General features: G+C 42.0%; 15 protein-coding genes. 4 read left to right on the top strand and 11 right to left on the bottom strand.

Annotated features, from left to right (window positions below; translation table 11 throughout):
- The first annotated feature begins 205 nt into the window (after positions 1-205).
- Positions 206-2,602, top strand: a complete 2,397-nt coding sequence (locus tag GW828_RS17875; protein ID WP_124015641.1) for an OmcA/MtrC family decaheme c-type cytochrome — start codon at positions 206-208, stop codon at positions 2,600-2,602.
- A gap of 646 nt (positions 2,603-3,248) precedes the next feature.
- Here the strand turns inward: GW828_RS17875 and GW828_RS17870 are convergent.
- From GW828_RS17870 to punC, 7 genes are all read right to left on the bottom strand, one after another.
- A complete protein-coding gene (locus GW828_RS17870) occupies positions 3,249-4,784 on the bottom strand; it encodes an MFS transporter (RefSeq protein ID WP_124015642.1) in 1,536 nt (511 codons plus the stop codon).
- Positions 4,785-5,015: 231 nt separating this feature from the next.
- Positions 5,016-5,354, bottom strand: a complete 339-nt coding sequence (locus GW828_RS17865) for a PBPRA1643 family SWIM/SEC-C metal-binding motif protein (RefSeq protein ID WP_124015643.1) — start codon at positions 5,352-5,354, stop codon at positions 5,016-5,018.
- A 217-nt stretch (positions 5,355-5,571) separates the two neighbouring features.
- Positions 5,572-8,478, bottom strand: a complete 2,907-nt coding sequence (locus tag GW828_RS17860) for a valine--tRNA ligase (RefSeq protein WP_273058545.1) — start codon at positions 8,476-8,478, stop codon at positions 5,572-5,574.
- Positions 8,479-8,511: 33 nt separating this feature from the next.
- Positions 8,512-8,961, bottom strand: a complete 450-nt coding sequence (locus GW828_RS17855) for a DNA polymerase III subunit chi (protein ID WP_273058547.1) — start codon at positions 8,959-8,961, stop codon at positions 8,512-8,514.
- A 466-nt stretch (positions 8,962-9,427) separates the two neighbouring features.
- Positions 9,428-10,120 carry a hypothetical protein gene (locus tag GW828_RS17850; protein WP_273058549.1) on the bottom strand — a complete coding sequence of 231 codons (693 nt, stop codon included), beginning with the start codon at positions 10,118-10,120 and terminating at the stop codon, positions 9,428-9,430.
- A gap of 527 nt (positions 10,121-10,647) precedes the next feature.
- The gene (locus GW828_RS17845; protein ID WP_273058551.1) at positions 10,648-10,821 is read right to left on the bottom strand and encodes a hypothetical protein; all 174 of its coding nucleotides are present in this window, start codon (positions 10,819-10,821) and stop codon (positions 10,648-10,650) included.
- 421 nt (positions 10,822-11,242) lie between these two features.
- Complete coding sequence (punC, locus tag GW828_RS17840; RefSeq protein WP_404948304.1) at positions 11,243-12,517, bottom strand: purine nucleoside transporter PunC; 1,275 nt, start codon at positions 12,515-12,517, stop codon at positions 11,243-11,245.
- A 212-nt stretch (positions 12,518-12,729) separates the two neighbouring features.
- Here punC and punR point away from each other — a divergent pair, with 212 nt between their 5' ends.
- Positions 12,730-13,632: a DNA-binding transcriptional activator PunR gene (gene punR / locus GW828_RS17835; protein ID WP_182722071.1), complete on the top strand. Its 903-nt coding sequence runs from the start codon at positions 12,730-12,732 to the stop codon at positions 13,630-13,632.
- A 114-nt stretch (positions 13,633-13,746) separates the two neighbouring features.
- On the opposite strand, the gene pepA is transcribed toward punR, so the two are convergent.
- Positions 13,747-15,255 (bottom strand): leucyl aminopeptidase, encoded by a 1,509-nt coding sequence (pepA, locus tag GW828_RS17830; protein WP_273058554.1) that lies wholly within the window; start codon positions 15,253-15,255, stop codon positions 13,747-13,749.
- Positions 15,256-15,528: 273 nt separating this feature from the next.
- Here pepA and lptF point away from each other — a divergent pair, with 273 nt between their 5' ends.
- Both lptF and lptG read left to right on the top strand, forming a co-directional pair.
- Positions 15,529-16,641, top strand: coding sequence for an LPS export ABC transporter permease LptF (gene lptF / locus GW828_RS17825; RefSeq protein ID WP_124015650.1), 1,113 nt, complete (start codon positions 15,529-15,531; stop codon positions 16,639-16,641).
- The gene (gene lptG / locus GW828_RS17820; protein WP_124015651.1) at positions 16,638-17,696 is read left to right on the top strand and encodes an LPS export ABC transporter permease LptG; all 1,059 of its coding nucleotides are present in this window, start codon (positions 16,638-16,640) and stop codon (positions 17,694-17,696) included. Before lptF ends, lptG begins: the two co-directional genes overlap by 4 nt.
- 94 nt (positions 17,697-17,790) lie before the next feature.
- On the opposite strand, the gene GW828_RS17815 is transcribed toward lptG, so the two are convergent.
- From GW828_RS17815 to GW828_RS19315, 3 genes are all read right to left on the bottom strand, one after another.
- The gene (locus GW828_RS17815) at positions 17,791-18,300 is read right to left on the bottom strand and encodes an RDD family protein (protein ID WP_124015652.1); all 510 of its coding nucleotides are present in this window, start codon (positions 18,298-18,300) and stop codon (positions 17,791-17,793) included.
- Positions 18,301-18,327: 27 nt separating this feature from the next.
- Entirely contained in the window at positions 18,328-18,582 is a 255-nt protein-coding gene (locus tag GW828_RS17810; protein ID WP_124015653.1) for a DUF2960 domain-containing protein, read from the bottom strand.
- Between the two features lie 113 nt (positions 18,583-18,695).
- On the bottom strand, positions 18,696-18,809 hold the full coding sequence (locus tag GW828_RS19315; protein WP_474340168.1) for a DMT family protein: 114 nt from the start codon (positions 18,807-18,809) through the stop codon (positions 18,696-18,698).
- Positions 18,810-19,193: the final 384 nt, after the last annotated feature.

Raw genomic sequence — 19,193 nt, 5'->3', positions numbered from 1 at the left:
TACTCACCCTCAACTACCTCTTTATGGTTACATAATCTGTAATTGGCAGTTTCGTTTTTATGGATACTCAAAACTAAAATTATCGATTCCTGTTAACGAATTTGCAACCAAGCTTCACAGGTTTGTTACAGCGCGCGGGTGTTTTGTTCTATTTCCCTATACTTTATAAGTGTAAAACCTACAAATTTAAATCGGGGGATTTAAAATGAAAAAATATAATAGAACCTTACTTGCTGCAGCGTTTATTGCTGCATTGGGTGTGACAGGTTGTGGATCTGATGGCAGTGATGGTGCCCAAGGTGAAGCAGGTACTCCTGGAGCACCGGGTGCTGATGGAACTCCGGGCACACCAGCTGGTTCGGTCGTTACAACAGTTGAAAATGCCTATGACTTTACCTTAACACTGGCTCCTACAGATATTGTAGTAGTAGGTACAGATCCTTTTAGCCTCAAATTTACTGCAACAGGTAAAGGAAGTGGCGGAGCGGACGTTCCATATTCAGGACTCGAGAGAGTAGCGTTATATGTGACCAGTCAATCAGCGAATACTACTGACACTGGTGCGCCAATGTTATGGACAAACCATGCACTTGCTAATGATTTTGGTAGCAGCATGTATTGTAATTTAGAGGGTAGTACGACAGCACGTGATGGGTCTGTCGTTGATGCATGTACATTAGTTGAAGATCCTGCTAACCCAGGTACTTATACTGGTTCTTGGGCACATGATGGTAATGCGCCTGTGGTACTAGCAAGTGGTGATGCAAACGATTTAGTGCGGGTGATGATCCGTGTTTATGACGTTACTATGGCTGATGGTACAGCAGTAAGTGATAAGATTTTATCAACTCCGGTTGATTTTATTCCTGCTACTGGCGAACTTGCTATTTCTGCAAAAGACTCAGTGTCTAATGCTGCATGTATTAAATGTCATAGCCCAATGGAAGGTTACGCTGATACTGATATGCGCATTAGCAACATTGGTGCTCATCATAATTACCAAAAAGTTGAAAATTGTGTAGCTTGTCATAATCCTGCTTATGCTGGTGGACAAGACGACCCTGCAGTTGGTTTTAACGTCAACTTCAATGCCATGATCCATACCATTCATGCGGGTCATCATATTGCTGACTCTCTAACTGGTGACGCCAAAGATATGTTTGGTGGAATCGGATTTCCTGCTGAGTTAAACGAATGTACTGTTTGTCATGATAGTGGCACCCAGTGGAACGACAATATCTATGCAGAAGCCTGTTTGTCATGTCACGTCAATGTGAACTTAAAGACTGGTGAAAATCACAGAGGTATTGTGCCAGCAAGTGACGCGAATTGTTCAGGTTGTCATGGCGCTGGTAGTTTAAGCCCAATGCAAGCTCACAGCGTTGACCGCCGTGCAGCCTTTGAAAATGGTTTGGTACTAGAAGTCGCTTCAGCTGAAGTCGCATCAGACGTATTAACTGTCATCATTGATGTTAAATTAAATGGTGCGGTTGCGGCTGATGGTACTGATTTAACCCAGTACTTAAACAAAGCTAAAGCAGGCGATGATATTTTAATCGGTACACTTGATAGCAATGGCGATTATGTGCGTGGCTTAAGTATCAATACTGCTTCTAATCCTGAAATGTTCGTGGTTCAAAGTGGCAAGTTAACCTTAACTAAAGCACTTAACCCTAACCAGTTAGACGGCAAAATACTTTCAGTTTCTTCTGAAATGAACATGTGTGGCAATACAACGACCGATATGGTTGTTGTTAATACCAAACTAGCTGAAGGTGCAGGTACCGATACTGGTGCTTGTGATGTACCTGTTCCAGCAAACATAGTGACTAAGTTCTTTATGTTTGATGCAGTTGCGGCTAAAGGCGTATTAACTGAGGACAATCTACGTTTCGTTAGTCCTGAGTTGACAGCTTATACCTCACCTACACAGGCTGGTAACGACCGTACAACGGCTGATGAAGCTAAATGTAATGCTTGTCATGGCAACTTGTCTCACATTAAATCACCTAACCATGGTGTGACTAACTTTACACAATGTGCTGATTGTCATAACAACAACTATGCAGGTTCATATCATGCTGATGTTTACAAGCAAGCTGGTGTAGATGCTGATGGCGAACCTACGTTTGAAGTGGTTGAAGGATTAACTTATACCAATCGTGACTTAGTTACTGTTGCTCACCGTTTCCACAGTGGTTTGTTTGCAGGTAGCACTGGTGCTGGCATTTACTTAGGTACAGATGGTGAAACTTGGGTTAACTATCCTGCAACTAAAACAAATTGCCAAGCTTGTCATAAAGATGCCAATGCTGCGGGAGATGCTATGCCATTCTTCTCTGGTACTGGTACGTTAACATCTGGTAGAACTGCAATTGCAATCAGTGGTGGCGAATTTATTTCTCCTGTCGCTGAAGCATGTCGTAGTTGTCACGCTCACTCTGGTCCTGCTGCTCTAGCTCACTTCAAGAGTAATGGTGCGACAGTTACTGGTGATAACGTAATGTCTGCTGCCGGTGTACCAATTGAGTCTTGTGCGACTTGTCATGCTGAAGGTAAAACTTATGGTCTTGATAAAGTTCACTCTGGTGCAGCGCACTAGTTATAAAATAACTTCTTAATCATCACTTAAGAAAGTAAGTAAGAAGGAGGCAGCAATGCCTCCTTTTTTATTCATTTTATCTATCAGGGTATAAGCACTTAATGCTCATCCGTGATCAGTATAACTACTCGAAAAATTAGCTATCCAAGCTGATTAGATTTAATCCAGCCCAGTTCAATTCGACTCAATTCAGCTCAATCCAGCTCAATCTAACCAACTCAATCCAACCCAACCTAACCAATCCTGCCAAAGCTAGCAGCTTGAGTTATCGCTATTTAATTAGCCACTGAATTGAGGTTAATGCCGTATTGACCTTAATTGCATCATGAAGCGTGGCGGTGTTTACCTACAACAGACGATGGCTTCATTAGCCGGATACATAAACCTGTAAGTTGTTGAGGTTGCAGGCCCTCGTCTGTTATTTTGCGGATGCCATTTGAGGTACAGTAGCGACAAATAGGCAATAAACAGAGTCGCTAATGAGAACAGGGTTAATAAGATTGACGTTAACTACAGGGTCGTTTTCTTAGGTGTTTATTAAAAACGACCAATGTATTTAGAACAAGAAAACAAAAGGGAAGCATTGTTGCTTCCCTTTTTATTCATCAATCTAAACCTACTGGTAAGTGTTATGCCATCTGTTTAATTAAGCTGCTTGTTGGCGTTGCATGGTCAATAACCATTTTCCATAGATAAAAATACCCACCGCAGAAATAATCCCAATCGCACCGATAATATACCAAGCCATGCCGATATTATTGGCTTCATAAAGCATATGCGTTAGGGGTTGTGCTTCTATGCCAGTAAAGTCGACTAAGCGCATAAAGGCTTCACCTTGCGGAATGCTATCAACATCTACTTGGCTCATGCCACGGCTAACCAGTTCATTTCGAGAGATGATCTCTTTAGAGGCGTAAATTTGGTAAAGCTTAGGGGCAAAGTAGCCTTCTAATGTCCAACCAATCCCTTGCGGCAACATAACAAAACCTAAGTACATGGCTTTTTTGCCTTCAGGGGCAATATTACCCATAAACTCGTTTTTCTTTGGGCTAATCATCATTTCACCGAAAGAAAACATCACAATTGCCAGCACAATCATCCATGCCGCATTAAATACGCCCACTAACATAATCGCGGCAATACTTAAGATGCAGCCAAATAGCATAGTGGTGGTGATCCGGTATTTTGCGGTAAACGCGGCCACTAAAAAACAGGTGGTCATGATCATACCGGCGTTCAGGTTTAGCATGCCTTCTGGCATAACCTTAGTTCCGTCATTATTTAATCCCAACCAGAACTGTAATATGCCGTTACTTGTGCCTTCAGGGCCAAATAGCGAGGTGACAATAACGCTAGTATCAACCCACTCGGCAATGTGGATCGGTAATACGTCAAACAGTGAATTATATAAAAACCAAAAACCAGCAAACACCAGCATGTAGTAAATTACTATCGGTTTTTTAAGTTCTCTTAAGGCATCTTTCCACAGTGCTTCTTGTTGCCGTTCTCCTGACTTTACTTGGCGTGCACGCTCTATGCGATCAGCTTTACCCGGTTCTTTATAAGCCAGTAAAAATAAGAAGTTAAATGAGATTATCGCGGCGCAAGCATAAAAGACGTTGTCCCAAGATAGCTGACGCATGTGCACCGCCACCAATGGGCCGAGAAAGCCACCAATGTTAACGACCTGGTAGAAAATCCCCCAAGCCATAGAGGTGTTCTCGCGTTTTGTCGACAGCACTAAAGTGCCTTGTATACCGGGCTTAAAGACCCCTGTACCTGCAGCGAGTAACATCGCACCAATAAGGAAACCCCAAAAATTGGGCAGTAAAGCCATGGTGAGATAACCCGAAATTTTTATAATCGTGGACACAAAGATAGTCTCTTTATATCCGACACGATCAGAAATTCCGCCAGTGATAACAGGAATAAAGGTTTGTAGCATTGCCCAAACAGCAAGAATAATACCGTAGTCGTGCAAGTCGATGCCTAAACCGCCTTGTGACACCGGAGACTTAGCGTATAAGCCTGCACTGGCTTTGACGCCATAATAGGCGATACGTTCAACCAGCTCCATGCCGCCAACGAGCCAAAATATATAGCCAAGACTGGTGATAGAGGCCCACATTCCCAATTGTTTTACTTCACTCAGATCGTTGCCTGAGTGTGAATTAGTGCTCATAAGTCACCCTTTTATTTTATGTTCTATATCATTTTTATAACAAAGGCTGACACTTTACCTAAGTTCTGCAGAAATATCCAAAACCAATAAAAAAGCGGATCAAATGATCCGCTTTTTTGTTTAATCATTGGCTCGTAACAGATTAAAAATCTGTAACTGCTTAACGGCCATTCTCATTTGAGATGTTGATATAAAAATGTAAATACTCAGGGCTAAGCTTGTTGTTACGGTTTAGGCACCACAACACTTTTTGTACTTTTTACCACTGCCACAAGGACAAGCATCATTGCGATTAGGCTTAGCTTCAGACTTTACCGTTTTAGGTTTATTCAATAAACCACTTAATTCGATAATGTTTTCAGGCTTGTCAGCATCAATAGTGATATTGGCAAAGAGTTGTTTTTCAGCAACCATTGCGGCAACTTCCGTTTTACGCGCCTCGGTTTGCACAGACAACTTAAGCGGTAATGCTTCTGTACCAGGTTTAGCTGTGCGCTTGGTGTTATAACCACTTTCGCCATAAGCCGGCTTAGGGGTTTGACGACCTTTAAAAAAGAATTTATCAGACATGGTTTTAGCCCATAAAATAGAATGATGATATTGGCCGAAGCTTATACACCAAAAATGTAAAGTGAGATATCAAAGTTTCAATTTTGAACAAAATAAAGCGTTAATTATTGCCATGAGTCACATCAACAAAGATAAAAAACCAGCGAATTACTCGCTGGTTTTTTATAGAACGTTTTGTGTAAACTGAGTAAACCCCAAGGTAAATAGAGGCTTTCAGTTAAATCTTAGCTAATTCGACTTTTTGTTCGTTTAATTTTTCAATGTCACGAGTTAAATCTGCCATCTTAGCGCGTTCTTTATCAATTACCGCAGCAGGGGCTTTAGCCACAAAACCTTGATTAGATAATTTACCTTCAATACGGGCAATTTCTTGAGCAAGCTTTTCTAGCTGTTTATCGATACGGGCCATTTCGGCGCCAACATCGATCAAACCTGCCATTGGGATTAATAGCTCCATATTGCCGACTAACTGAGTACTCGACATTGGCGCCGTTTCACCTTCCGCTAAAATAGTCATCGTCTCAAGTTTAGCCAAACTAGCAAAGAATGTTTGGTTTGCTTCAAGACGTATACGATCTTCGTAGCTGACACCACGCAGTAACGCATTAAGCGGCTTTGATGGGGCTATATTAAGCTCTGCACGAATATTACGTACTGCTACAATAACTTGCTTAACCCATTCAAGATCGGCCATCGCGGTCGCATCAACTTGATCTGCTTGATAAGTTGGGAACGATGCTAGCATGATGGTGTCACCAGTGACGCCAGCTAACGGTTTAACGCGTTGCCAAATCGTTTCGGTAATGTACGGCATAAATGGATGCATTAAACGCTGCATTTTTTCAAGCACATTGACCAAAGTGTGGCGAGTGCCGCGCATTTGCGCTTCAGTGCCATTTTGCATAACAGGCTTGGTTAATTCTAAATACCAGTCACAGAATTGATTCCAAGTGAACTCGTATAAGGTGTTAGCGGCTAAGTCGAAACGGTAAGCTGCCATATGGTCTTCAACGGTTTTCACGGTTTGGTTAAATAAACCAATGATCCAACGATCGGCTAGCGACAATTCCATCGCACCTGGTTTACCATCAACTAATAGTTGACCGCAATCTAAAGGCTCGCCAGCTTCATCGCTATCTGGATCTGTCTGCACTTCAGTGTTCATTAACACGTAACGTGACGCATTCCATAACTTGTTACAGAAACTGCGGTAACCATCAAGACGTTTCATGTCCCAGTTGATGTCGCGGCCGGTTGAAGCCATTGCAGCTAAGGTAAAGCGCAGTGCATCGGTACCATGAGCTTCAATGCCGTCGGCAAACTCTTTACGGGTACTTTTTTCAATTTTTGCCGCCAGTTGCGGCTGCATCATGTTGCCAGTACGCTTTTCAACTAAGGTTTCAAGCTCGATACCGTCAATCATGTCTAATGGATCAAGGACGTTACCCTTAGACTTTGACATTTTATTGCCGACTTCGTCACGGATAAGACCGGTAACGTAAACGGTTTTAAATGGTACTTGTGGCTTGCCATCTTCATCTTTAATGAAGTGCATGGTCATCATGATCATCCGCGCAACCCAGAAGAAGATGATGTCAAAACCTGTGACCAACACGTCGGTTGGGTGGAAGGTTTTTAAGTCTTCTAAGTTGTCAGGCCAACCTAAGGTTGAGAAAGTCCATAATGCCGAGCTAAACCAAGTGTCTAACACGTCATCGTCTTGACGTAATACTACTGAATCTGCAAATTTGTGTTTAGCGCGGACTTCAGCTTCGTTACGGCCAACGTAGACTTTACCGTTTTCATCGTACCAAGCTGGAATTCGGTGTCCCCACCAAAGTTGACGTGAAATACACCAGTCTTTAATATCACGCATCCACGAGAAGTACATATTTTCGTATTGTTGCGGTACAAATTTGATGTCGCCATTTTCAACCGCTTCAATCGCCGTTTTGGCCATTGACTGCACGGCCACGTACCACTGGTCGGTTAGTAATGGTTCAATCACCACACCTGAGCGATCGCCATAAGGCACTTTTAAGCCGTGCGGAGCAACTTTCTCAAGTAGACCTAAGCTATCAAATTCAGCCACGATAGCATCACGGGCTTTAAAACGATCCAAGCCAGCATAACGCTCTGGTAAGGCCATTTCGATGTCTTTGTTTGGGGTGCCATCAGTGTTTATCACTTCAACAAAACTACGTACCGTGGCATCTAAGGTGAAGATGTTGTACATAGGCAGTTGATGACGTTTACCGACTTCATAGTCGTTAAAGTCATGGGCTGGAGTGATTTTTACACAACCAGTACCAAATTCCATGTCGACATAATCGTCGGCAACAATCGGTACTAAACGGTTTACGACAGGCAATAGAATGAATTTACCAATTAATGACTGATAACGTTCATCATCTGGATGCACGGCTACTGCGCTGTCACCTAGCATGGTTTCTGGGCGAGTCGTGGCGACTTCTAGGTAATCTTTACCATCGCTAGTTAATGCGCCTTGGGCCAAAGGATAGCGAAAATGCCACATGTGGCCTTGCTTCTCTTTGTTTTCAACTTCCAGATCTGAAATGGCGGTGTGTAGCTTTGGATCCCAGTTAACTAGGCGCTTACCACGATAAATCAATTCATCATCGTACAGGCGAACAAACACTTCTTGAACCGCTTTTGATAAGCCTTCATCCATAGTGAAACGTTCGCGATCCCAGTCAACTGATGCGCCCATGCGGCGAAGCTGTTTGGTAATCGTGCCACCAGACTGATCTTTCCAGTCCCACACTTTATCAATAAAAGCGTCACGGCCTAAATCATGACGAGTTTTACCTTCTTCGGCTTCAAGCTTACGCTCAACTAACATTTGCGTCGCGATACCTGCGTGGTCGGTGCCGACTTGCCACAAGGTATTTTTACCTTTCATGCGCTCAAAGCGGGTAAGGGTATCCATGATGGTATCTTGGAAGGCATGACCCATGTGCAAGCTACCTGTTACATTCGGTGGCGGGATCATGATGCAGTAATTGCCTTTTGATTCATCACCATGCGGCTTGAAGTAACCTTGCTCTTCCCAGTTTTGGTAAAGGGCTTGTTCGATAGACTTTGGGTTGTATGTTTTTTCCATAGGAGCGTTATGTTCTCTATCTAAATTAAGTGTTTATTCAGCTAATGTTTGAGTGCTGGGCGTAATGCCTACATTCTGATATTGACGGTAGCGATTGCGAGCAATGCGCTTGAGTTCGTCATCATTAGCGACAAAATCGATAATATGGGGCAAGTTTACCGCAAAACTGGGCATTTGGTCTGCAAGATTAATCAGAACTTGGCGACTTTTATTTGGCCCTAAGGTATCAAAACCAATTTCCACAGGTGCACCCGTTGTCGGGCCTTCACCTTTTAAGTTGTGTGGTACAAAAGCGTTGGGCTCAAATTGCCACAGTAATTCGTCAATTGCATACGCTTGCTGTTTGTCTTTGCAGTGAATGTAGACGGTTTTTTGTTGGCGATATTGTTGTTCAGCTAACCTGCACGCAGCTAAATACAGCGCATCTAATGCACTCATTTGATTATGATTATCAGGCATAAGGTAAAACAAGGCTTGAGTCATATAGTGATGCTTTTAACAGGTTATAAAGATGAGCTCGAGTTTACACTAAAATAGGCCGTGGGTTAATGGTTGTGAGGTGCGATATTTATATGAGGTTAGAATAGCTCAATATCACCAACGTGAGTTTAATCGCGCTTATTAATCCGGCATAGATCGCTATCACAATGGATTTTTTTCGCCGTTGCGGTAATAGCTCTGTGATGGATGGACGTTGAGGAGATGGGTGAGCTGGCGTTAAGCTTGAACGCCACAGTACAAACCACCTAATGGTTAAATTGTAGGGGATATTATTAATTATTATGTGCTGTTTGCGCCATGGGCCTCACAGTAGTAGTCGACTATAAACTTGTTGCTGATTGACTGATAAGCTAAAACGAGTGCTGAAGCGGTCGTAACAGACAGCTATTTTTGATTATCAATTCAATGTACTTTGTGTTGCTGACGAGTCAAATCGCATTCGGTCTCCTTAGCGGATTAACTCACACTTTACATGAGTAGGACTAGTCCCTTTGGTGCACTCTTTTAAAGCTCTGCGTTGTGCTTTTAACATTGAGTCATAACCAAAACCGTATCCATATCTAACATTACCCATATCGTTAACCGATACAGCCAGTGCTTTATGGTTTTTAAAGCCTTCATACTTGATTAACACATCAATAAGTTTCTGATCATTTGTCACAAACTGACACGCTTTAGGTTGCGGCGTTTGTTCACAGGCTAATGGGTAATGGTCAAATACAGGGTAGGAACTATCGATACTGTCAAACCAAGAGGACCAAGTAGTTTCTTGAGTCTCAATTGCGATATCAGCTGGAATATGAATTTGCAGTTGTTGACCTTGTGAATCATGTTGAGCCAGCCATACTAATTTGAGTTTATTGTTGTTAGGATGGCCATTGGCAACGAGCACGTCGCCAGCGCAATTGTCACACAGTTGCTCGTCAGCTTTTATGATTGATACTTGGGTTGAATGGCCAGAAGCGCCGCCGCAACTTCTTTCAAAGATAACAGCCTTGTACATTTTATCTAATGAAAGTGATTCGGTGTAAACGTTATTACCGCACATGGAACTGAGTAGCCAGCCCAATAAAATAGCCATTAACCCAAAAAGCGCCAACGCGCTGACTATTGAAATGAGTATGACTTTCATCGCCTTCATCTGAACATTCCTTTCAGTGAGTTTTATTTCATTAAATTATACATTTAAGCTATTTTGGGTTTTATATTAAATTTGTTACTTAGATGTAACAAGTTAATCATTGTTTATTCTTAGTCAGTTTGGTTTAGAGAGGATCTTTTGGGGAGATTACATTAAGCATATTTAGCGGGTAACGAAAATTCAATAGTAAAAACTATCTATTGCAGTTGTTATGTATTGGAAATTAATGATCCGTTATCGTTTAGCAAAATCGGTATCAGTTGGAAAATAATCTTGCTAAATGGTTTGGTACATCCCTGATGATGTTAACTCATCAAATACTTACTGCCATAGTGCAATAACCTCATCAGAAGTGTCGTTTGAAAATGCGATATATAAGATAGAGTCGTACAACTTAATAGGAGTACGCTCTATTGAGTTGATATCGATATCGGCTGCTTTTGCCAAAAGGCATCACTAGCTCGCTCATAGGTGCAACATCAACTCTGCCGTAACTGCGCATTTTGAGCGATTGCAATTGGGATTTGTCAGTACTGAGGTTGGTGAAGCCTTGGGAATCTAAGTCGGTGCTCAGCATTACCAAGCACTACACCAACATTTCGGACACGTTTTAAGTCTTCTAAATCTGCTAGTGATAGTCCGTAATTACGCTTTTGGTAAAAATACACTCCGCTACTAATCATGGGGCCTGCCCATTTCATGTTTACTTCTCTTTCCGGCCTTTTAGCAATGACAAATAACGCCGTGTTTGGTTGCGACTTTAATAACTGAAAAGCTCTATTAAGGGGAGGCATTTCAATGTTGGCTGGGTATATTCCATCATCGCTTGAATAATATCGATTGAAAAACCGTTTAAACGGTCATCGTCTAGGTAACTAAATAGGGTAAAGGATGGGGGATGAAATGAACTTGCGGATGGTCTTTTGCAAAGAGCTCGTTGGTTGGCGTATATGCAAAGTAACCGCTTCTTTATTTGTATGCCACTGCTAATGACATTATCAAGTGGTTGATTCACATCATTCAATCACTTCCTTGTGATTGTTAATTTGACTATGAGCGTTAGCGTTAAATTGTTCGATAAACAACCTAAAACATGATGATTATTTTATCGCCACATCACAGTTATTGATCATGTTTAGTGAAGGCTTGAGATAGTCTTGCCGGGTCGGGAAAGGTAAAATTCTCGCGAATGCTCGCCCAAGAATCATGACTTTTAATACAGTGGCCTACCACAACCAGAATGGAGCAGGCTAGAATTCCCCAACCAATGGCATTATCGCCAGCACTCGCCCACACGGCAACCAAGCTTGATGCCCCAAAAGCGATGGTGATTTGAAGAAAGTTTTGTAAACCAGCAGCTTTGGATGCGTTATTGCTGAATTGTTGCAGGGCATTATTAACCACAATCGGGTAAATACCGCCATTGCTTCCTGCGAGTAATGAAAATGCAACTAGCAGTGGTAAGATCGTTTCAGTATCGAGGATCACGCTGGATACAAAAATGGCTGTAACACAACAACCAAAGAAAATAAGTAAACAGTTCAAGCTGACTTGAGTTCCCCACTTTTTAATTAGCAACTTACTCGAGTAGCCACCAACAATAAACATAATGGTCTGAGGTATAAAACTTAAGCCAATTTCAGTCGCAGCATAACCATACTGTTCCATCACCGCAGGCCAAAGCGTTAGGTAAGCAAAGAAAGCACCAGAACAGGCGCCAAAAATTATCACATTACCTAAGTATCGTGTATTAGCCAGTAATTGTTGATAGCCAATATTAGGCTTACTTTTATGCAGGCTCACAGTTTCTTTGGGGACAAAAATAGAGGTCATGACAATCAACAGTACAGCTATAATACACAAACTAATAAACACCGCGCGCCAGCCAAAACTATTCAGTATCATTGCGCCAGCAATGGGCGCCAATGCCGGAGATAATGCCACTAAAGGCATAATATTAGAGAAAATATTTTGAGCTTTATCGGCTGGGTATTGTTCTATCACAATCGCTTGCCAAATGACTGCGGCACTGCAAGCGCCAATCGCTTGGAAGAATCGGGCAATATTCATCGCCATCATACTGTCACTGAGTGCAATCAGTGCACTTGCCAACATAAATACGCTTAAGCCAATAAACAGTGAATTACGTTTACCTATTTTATGGACTAATGGTCCATATAATAACTGTCCAATTGCAAGTCCTGCCAAAAAGCTGGTTAACGATATGGCCACTTCAGAAGTGCTGGCATTAAAAGTCCCTTCAATAGATTTGAATGATGGCAGGTACATGTCGGTAGCAATGAAACCTAACATACTCATTAAGGCTAAATAAAACAGGAAGAGGTAAAATGTAATGTTAGTGTTTTTTTTGTTAATTATTAGGTCGTTGTTACTCATTTTAAACATGTCTTTTTCGTTGTTTCAATAAAGCCTGTTAGCTTAATGGTTTACTTAATTAGCTTAAAACGTTTATTTTTGAATTCTGTCATCAAAAAAATTGATTGGACGCTTATTGTAAAGCATAATTGAATCCGATTATGCCCTTAGCACATGATTCATTTTGTCCTGTTATATCCCATGAATACCGCCATTAAATGAGTTAAATAGATATGCTTTCACAACAAATATTTGAGCTAATTGATGTTGTTGCTCAAACTGGCAGTTTTACTGCTGCAGCAAAAAAACTGCATAAAGTACCGTCTGCTATAAGCTACTCAGTTAAGCAAATTGAAACAGAACTCGGGGTTGAACTATTTATTCGCCACCATAGAAGCGTTAGCCTTACTCCTGCGGGAAAACATTTTGCAGCCAAAGCACGTCAGTTTCTTAGCGAGATGGAATTGATGAAACGAGATACCCTTAGAGTCGCTAATGGGTGGAAACCTATGTTATCTATTGCGCTAGATAATATTGCCAGAACTGACAGCATGCATGCATTAATCGCAGATTTTTACAGACAGTTTCATGATGTTGAACTGATTATTCGTATCGAAGTTTTTAACGGTGTTTGGGAAGCGCTTGCCAAAGGCTTAAGTGACATCGCCATTGGTGCGACAACTGCCAATCCGGTTGGCGGGACATTCAAATACACTAACATGGGTAATATTGATTGGCTGTTTGTGGTCAGTGCAGGGCATCCATTAGCCAAGATAATGCGTCCACTAAGTGATGATGAGTTACGAGGTTTTCCATCTATTTGTCTTGAAGATACTTCCCGTGAGATCCCCAAGCGGATCACTTGGTTGTTAACGAATCAGCGACGGTTAGTGGTGCCTGACTGGCACAGCGCAATTAACTGTTTTGTTGAAGGACTGGGGATTGGTTACATGCCAGAACATTTGGCTGCACCTTTGATTAAATCTGGTCAATTAGTGTGTAAAAAACTGCATAAAGTGAAACAGCCTAGTGCTTGTTGTTTAGCTTGGAATGACGATCAAATGTCACCTGCATTGGCTTGGGTATTAGATTACCTAGGTGATAGTGAGCAATTACATCGTCAATGGTTAGCCTAATCGATGACATCAATCATGTGGGTGAGCTTGTATTTTAATTTACCTGATTGATAACAAAAAAGGGTAAAGCACTAGGCTTTACCCTTTCAATATGTACTTAAATAAACCAAACGATTACTCGTTGATTTCAACTCCAGCACGATTAATTAAGAATTGGCTTAAAATCGGTACCGGACGACCAGTAGAGCCTTTATTCGCGCCGCTGTTCCAAGCTGTACCAGCGACATCTAAATGCGCCCAGTTGTACTTTTTGGTGAAGCGAGACAAGAAACACGCCGCAGTAATCGACCCAGCTGGGCGACCACCTAAGTTTGTCATGTCAGCAAATGGGCTGTCTAGCATGTCCTGATATTCATCCCATAACGGCATGCGCCACGCGCGGTCACCGCTTTGCTCACCAGCATTTAATAGCTCATGGGCTAATGGGTTGTGTGAACTGAATAAGCCAGACGCATGTTTACCGAGTGCAATAACACAGGCACCGGTTAAGGTCGCTGTATCAATCACTATTTCAGGATCATAGCGTTCAACGTAAGTTAATACATCACACAATACTAAGCGGCCTTCAGCATCGGTATTAAGCACTTCAACTGTTTGACCTGACATAGTCGTTAAAATATCACCAGGACGGTAAGCATTACCCGCAGGCATGTTTTCACAACCGGCTAAAATACCAATGACGTTGATAGGTAACTTCATTTCGCATAGTGCTTTCATGGTGCCAATCACACCTGCAGCGCCGCCCATGTCGTATTTCATTTCATCCATGGCTTCGCCAGGTTTTAATGAAATTCCGCCAGAATCGAAGGTTAATCCTTTACCGACAAGCACAATAGGTTTTTCGGTGCTATCAACCGCGCCCTGATATTCCATCACGGTCATGATTGATTCGTTACTGCTTGCACGGCCTACGGCTAAATAAGAGTTCATGCCTAACTTGGCCATTTGCTCTTCACCTATGGTGGTCACTTTCAAGCTTTCGTAAACTTCAGACATTTGGCGGGCTTGTGAAGCCAAGTAAGCTGGATTGCAAATATTCGGTGGCATGTTTGCGACATCACGACACAAATGCATACCTGCAGATACTGCGGTGCCGTGTTCAATGGCACGCTCACCAATAGTTAATTCACGACGTGTTGGCACGTTAAATACCATTTTACGTAATGGACGACGAGTTTCGCCTTTACGGGTTTTTAATGCATCAAATGAATATAAGCTATTTTGCGTGCTTTCAATGGCTTGACGAACTTTCCAGTAGGTGTCGCGGCCTTTGACATGCAGTTCAGTTAAGAAGCAAACAGCTTCCATTGAACCGGTTTCATTTAGGGTACTGATGGTTTTTGTGATAATTTGTTTGTATTGGCGCTCGTCTAGCTCACGCTCTTTGCCACAACCAACCAGTAAAACACGTTCACTCAATACGTTTGGTACATGATGCAATAGCAACATTTGTCCTGGTTTACCTTCAAGGTCACCACGACGAAGGAGGTTACTAATGTAACCTTCACTGATTTTATCCAATTGCTCTGCGATACCAGACAGACGGCGAGGTTCGTAAACGCCAACAACGATACAGGCTGAACGTTGCTTTTCGGGGCTACCGCTCTTTACGCTAAACTCCATGAGCACTCCTAGATTCTTAAAGACAAATTTTTATATTTATTAGATAATGTTTGCATTAGGCCATCTGGCATATAATCAACGAAAAGGTGATAACTGTTTGGGATTATTAACGAAAAAGAGGCGCAAATTGGCAGCCCAAATAGATGTTAACCTTGACCCCAAAGCACCTTCCGCGCTGGTCAGAAAACTAGCAAAACTGCTGAAAGTAGTCAGTTTACATGAAAGTTGCTCTGATACCAGTAAAAAGATAAGTTTAGCCACCGGATCATACTTGTGATTGTATTTAGATATCTTATTAGTGAAGTTTTAAAAGCGCAATTTGCGGTACTTTTGGTACTGCTAACTATTTTTATTAGCCAACAATTTGTGCGCGTGTTGGCAGATGCCTCAGATGGTGAATTCCCCGCGTCTTTAGTGATGACATTATTGGGCTTAAACTTGCCTCAATTAACCGTATTGGTGTTACCGCTGAGTTTCTTTTTAGGGATATTGTTGGCTCACGGGCGCATGTATTCTGAAAATGAAATGGTCGTTTTGCATGGTGTTGGTGTCAGTGAGTGGTATGTCACTCGAGTAACGTTATTAGTCGCATTTGCTAATTTATTGTTCACGGCCTATTTGTCTGTTTACGTCGGACCTTGGGCAGAAGAACGCCAAAATCAAGTACTAGAAAAGGCTCAGTCTGAAGCTGGTCTTGCAGCACTAACTCAAGGCCGTTTTCAAGCAAGCCCAAATGGCCGCGCGGTATTGTTTGTTGAAAAAATAAATAAAGACAATACGTTAGATAAAGTTTTTGTCGCGCAGTTGCCAGACCCAGAAGATGAGAATGGTTTAACTAATATTGTTGTGGCCAAAAAAGGTCGGGTGGTTGAAGATAATATCGGTAGTCAACAATTACAACTCGACAATGGTTTTCGTTATCAAGGCAGCCCTAAATCACTCGAACTACAAGTGATTGAGTTTGGAGGCTATAAAATGGAAATCAAAGAACAAGAAGTCGATGAGCGCCGACGTAAACTTTCTGCACTGCCAGTCAATGAACTATTGGATACCCCAGGGTCGGAAGCGGCGGCTGAATTTCAATGGCGACTGGCGATCCCTATCTCAATTCCATTGTTGACCTTAATTGCCGTGCCATTAGCGCGAGTGAATGTTCGCCAAGGGAAGTTTGCCAAAATGTTCCCCGCTATTTTACTGTATTTAGGTTATTTCGGATTAATGATTGCAGGGCGAAAAGCACTGCAAGATGAGGTGGTGCCGCAGTTCTTAGGCATGTGGTGGATCCATGCATTAGCACTCATGTTAGGATTATTGTTATTAATTAAAGAGCGACCAACAGGGATGAAGTTCTTGGGCTTATTTAAACGTAAGCAGGTGACGCTATGAAAATATTAGACCTGTATATTGCGCGGATGATCGTTAGTACATCTGGCTTATGTTTACTTATTTTGACCGGTTTATCTGGCATCATTAAGTGGGTTGATCAATTACGTTTGGTTGGGCGGGGTGCTTATACCATGCTCGATGCTGCTATCTATGTATTGTTTTTGATCCCTCGAGATATTGAAATGTTTTTCCCAATGGCAGTGCTGCTTGGTGCGCTAATTGGTATGGGCATGCTGGCATCTAACTCTGAGTTAGTGGTGATGCAAGTTTCAGGTATGTCGCGCTTACAAATCACCCAGTCGGCGATGAAAACAGCGATTCCATTGATGATTCTGGTTATGGCTCTGGGGGAATGGGGGGCACCTATTGCTGAGAAAAGTGCTAAAGAGCTTCAAGCGACTAAAATCTCTGGCGGGAGTTTAATTAAATCTCATCGAGGTATTTGGGCGAAAGATGGTGATTTATTCGTCAATATCGGTGAGGTTCAAGACGTTAATACTCTGAATAATATTAGTTTATATGAGTTTAATGACCAACAAGAATTAACCAGAGTGACACATGCTAAAAGCGCTCAATTTAGGGATGATGCTTGGCAATTATCTGTGGTTGAGAACACCACTGTGGTCGATGATAGAGTGGTGCGAGATTTTCTTGATTCCGATGTGTGGCAATCTACATTAACCCCAGATAAGTTGAGTGTTGTGTCGATTAAGCCCGAAGCATTATCCATAAGTGGCTTAATTGATTATTTAGATTATTTAAAAGTTAACCAACAAGATCCGAGTCGTTATGAGCTGGCATTATGGCGCAAGATTATGCAACCCGTCACCGTCGCTGTAATGATGTTAGTCGCGTTATCGTTTGTGTTTGGACCATTACGTACCGTAACCATGGGGGCTCGCGTGTTGTTGGGTGTGGTCGCTGGGTTTAGTTTTTATATTAGCAATGAGATATTTGGGCCTATGAGCATAGTGTACGAATTGCCCGCAGTAGTCGGTGCAATTGCTCCTAGCATGTTATTTACCGGATTAGCTTTGTATTATATTCGCAAATAACACTGAACATTTAATCGATAATCTGTAAAAAATGGCAACCTTCTGGTTGCCATTTTTTTGCTTTAACACTACCCATTAGCCGTGGGTGAATGTGCTATGCGCCACGCCAATTTCGCATTTGATTGGCTTCTACAGACAGCACTACCACTTCTGAACGAGTCATCTTGTCTTGTAATGCTAATTTGTCATCATTGATGATAATCCATAGATTACCAATACCCAGTAAAGACCACACGATTCGAGCACATGCGGTAATAAAACTCAGGTTTTGACCGTTAGGATGTTGCACTTTGAGTCGCCAAGCGCGCATACCTAAGGTTTGCCCGCCTTTACTCCAAAATATGGCATAAAATCCGCCAACACAAAGCGCTATCCAGAGTTGGTAAAAGCCGTGATAAATAGGGGTGTTATTAAGTAGATCTGACACGTGTTCATGACCATTCATCGCGATAAGGCCACTGCTTTGTAAAGCAAAGAACACCCCAAAGCCCAAGGCACCAGCACACATATAAACGGCTACTGCGAGCATTGAGTCATACGCCATAGCACCTAAACGTCGAATAAAACTCGCACGAGGGAAATTAGCATGATCTGAATTCAACATAGACAGTCCTTATTGATATCAAAATGATTAAATATCATCATCTTCACGAACAAATTTAATGCTACTAAAACCAAAACGTGCAAACTCGGTCTTGCGAAATTCTTTTTCTGCTTTAGCGCCTTTTTTTGACGTTAAGGCAACTTGTTGTTCCATGGCCAAAAATTTCTTTAAGTCAATCCCTTCAGCTTCAGCGGCTGCTTCATAAAGATCGCGATGTATGTCGTAGCTAAAAGCGATGGTTTTGGTTTGACCTTTAAAGGTGTAAATCACTTGGCGCGCCATGTAAACTCCTGAAATTAATGTAATTCACTGTAAAAAATAAACAATATGGTACCTAAAAATGCAGATTCTGCCTGCAAGTCGTTAAGCTATTCGTGGGGCTTTGAGATACCAAACTACAAAAGGGCAAATACAGTAAAGTTAGCGGCCTCTTGCATAGCGGTTAATTGTCCCACGTTCATCTCGTTATAACCAAGCCGATTTGCTGTAACTGGCAATAAATTTTTCACCACTAGAAACAATTGAACTTTGTTGGTTGCATTTTGTTCAATGTAAACGTGTATTAATCGAGGCGAGTGGATAGCCGCCTAGCAAGTTAAGCAAGATTCGCTCAACAAACAGCAACACGATTTTAGCTGGCCCTTCGGACCGTGTTTACTGGCCATCGCTCCTGCGTTATCGGCTTTTATGCTGCATAACTTCATTCCTAAGCCCTAGTCTTATTGGCTACTGTTGCCGTTATAGATCAAACATTCACTGCAAAATAACCTTGAAACATCAACATACCCTAGGATATCTCAATCGGCGAGATCCCTAATAAAGCCGCAACGTTACTGCTTAAGTTGATTAGTAATGTCATAGAGTGTTAAACGCACAGTGGTTATAAACCGATA

The sequence above is a fragment of the Shewanella vesiculosa genome (genome assembly GCF_009994065.1).
Taxonomy (GTDB): Bacteria; Pseudomonadota; Gammaproteobacteria; order Enterobacterales; family Shewanellaceae; genus Shewanella; species Shewanella vesiculosa.
This window is presented reverse-complemented; position numbering and strand designations above follow the sequence as displayed.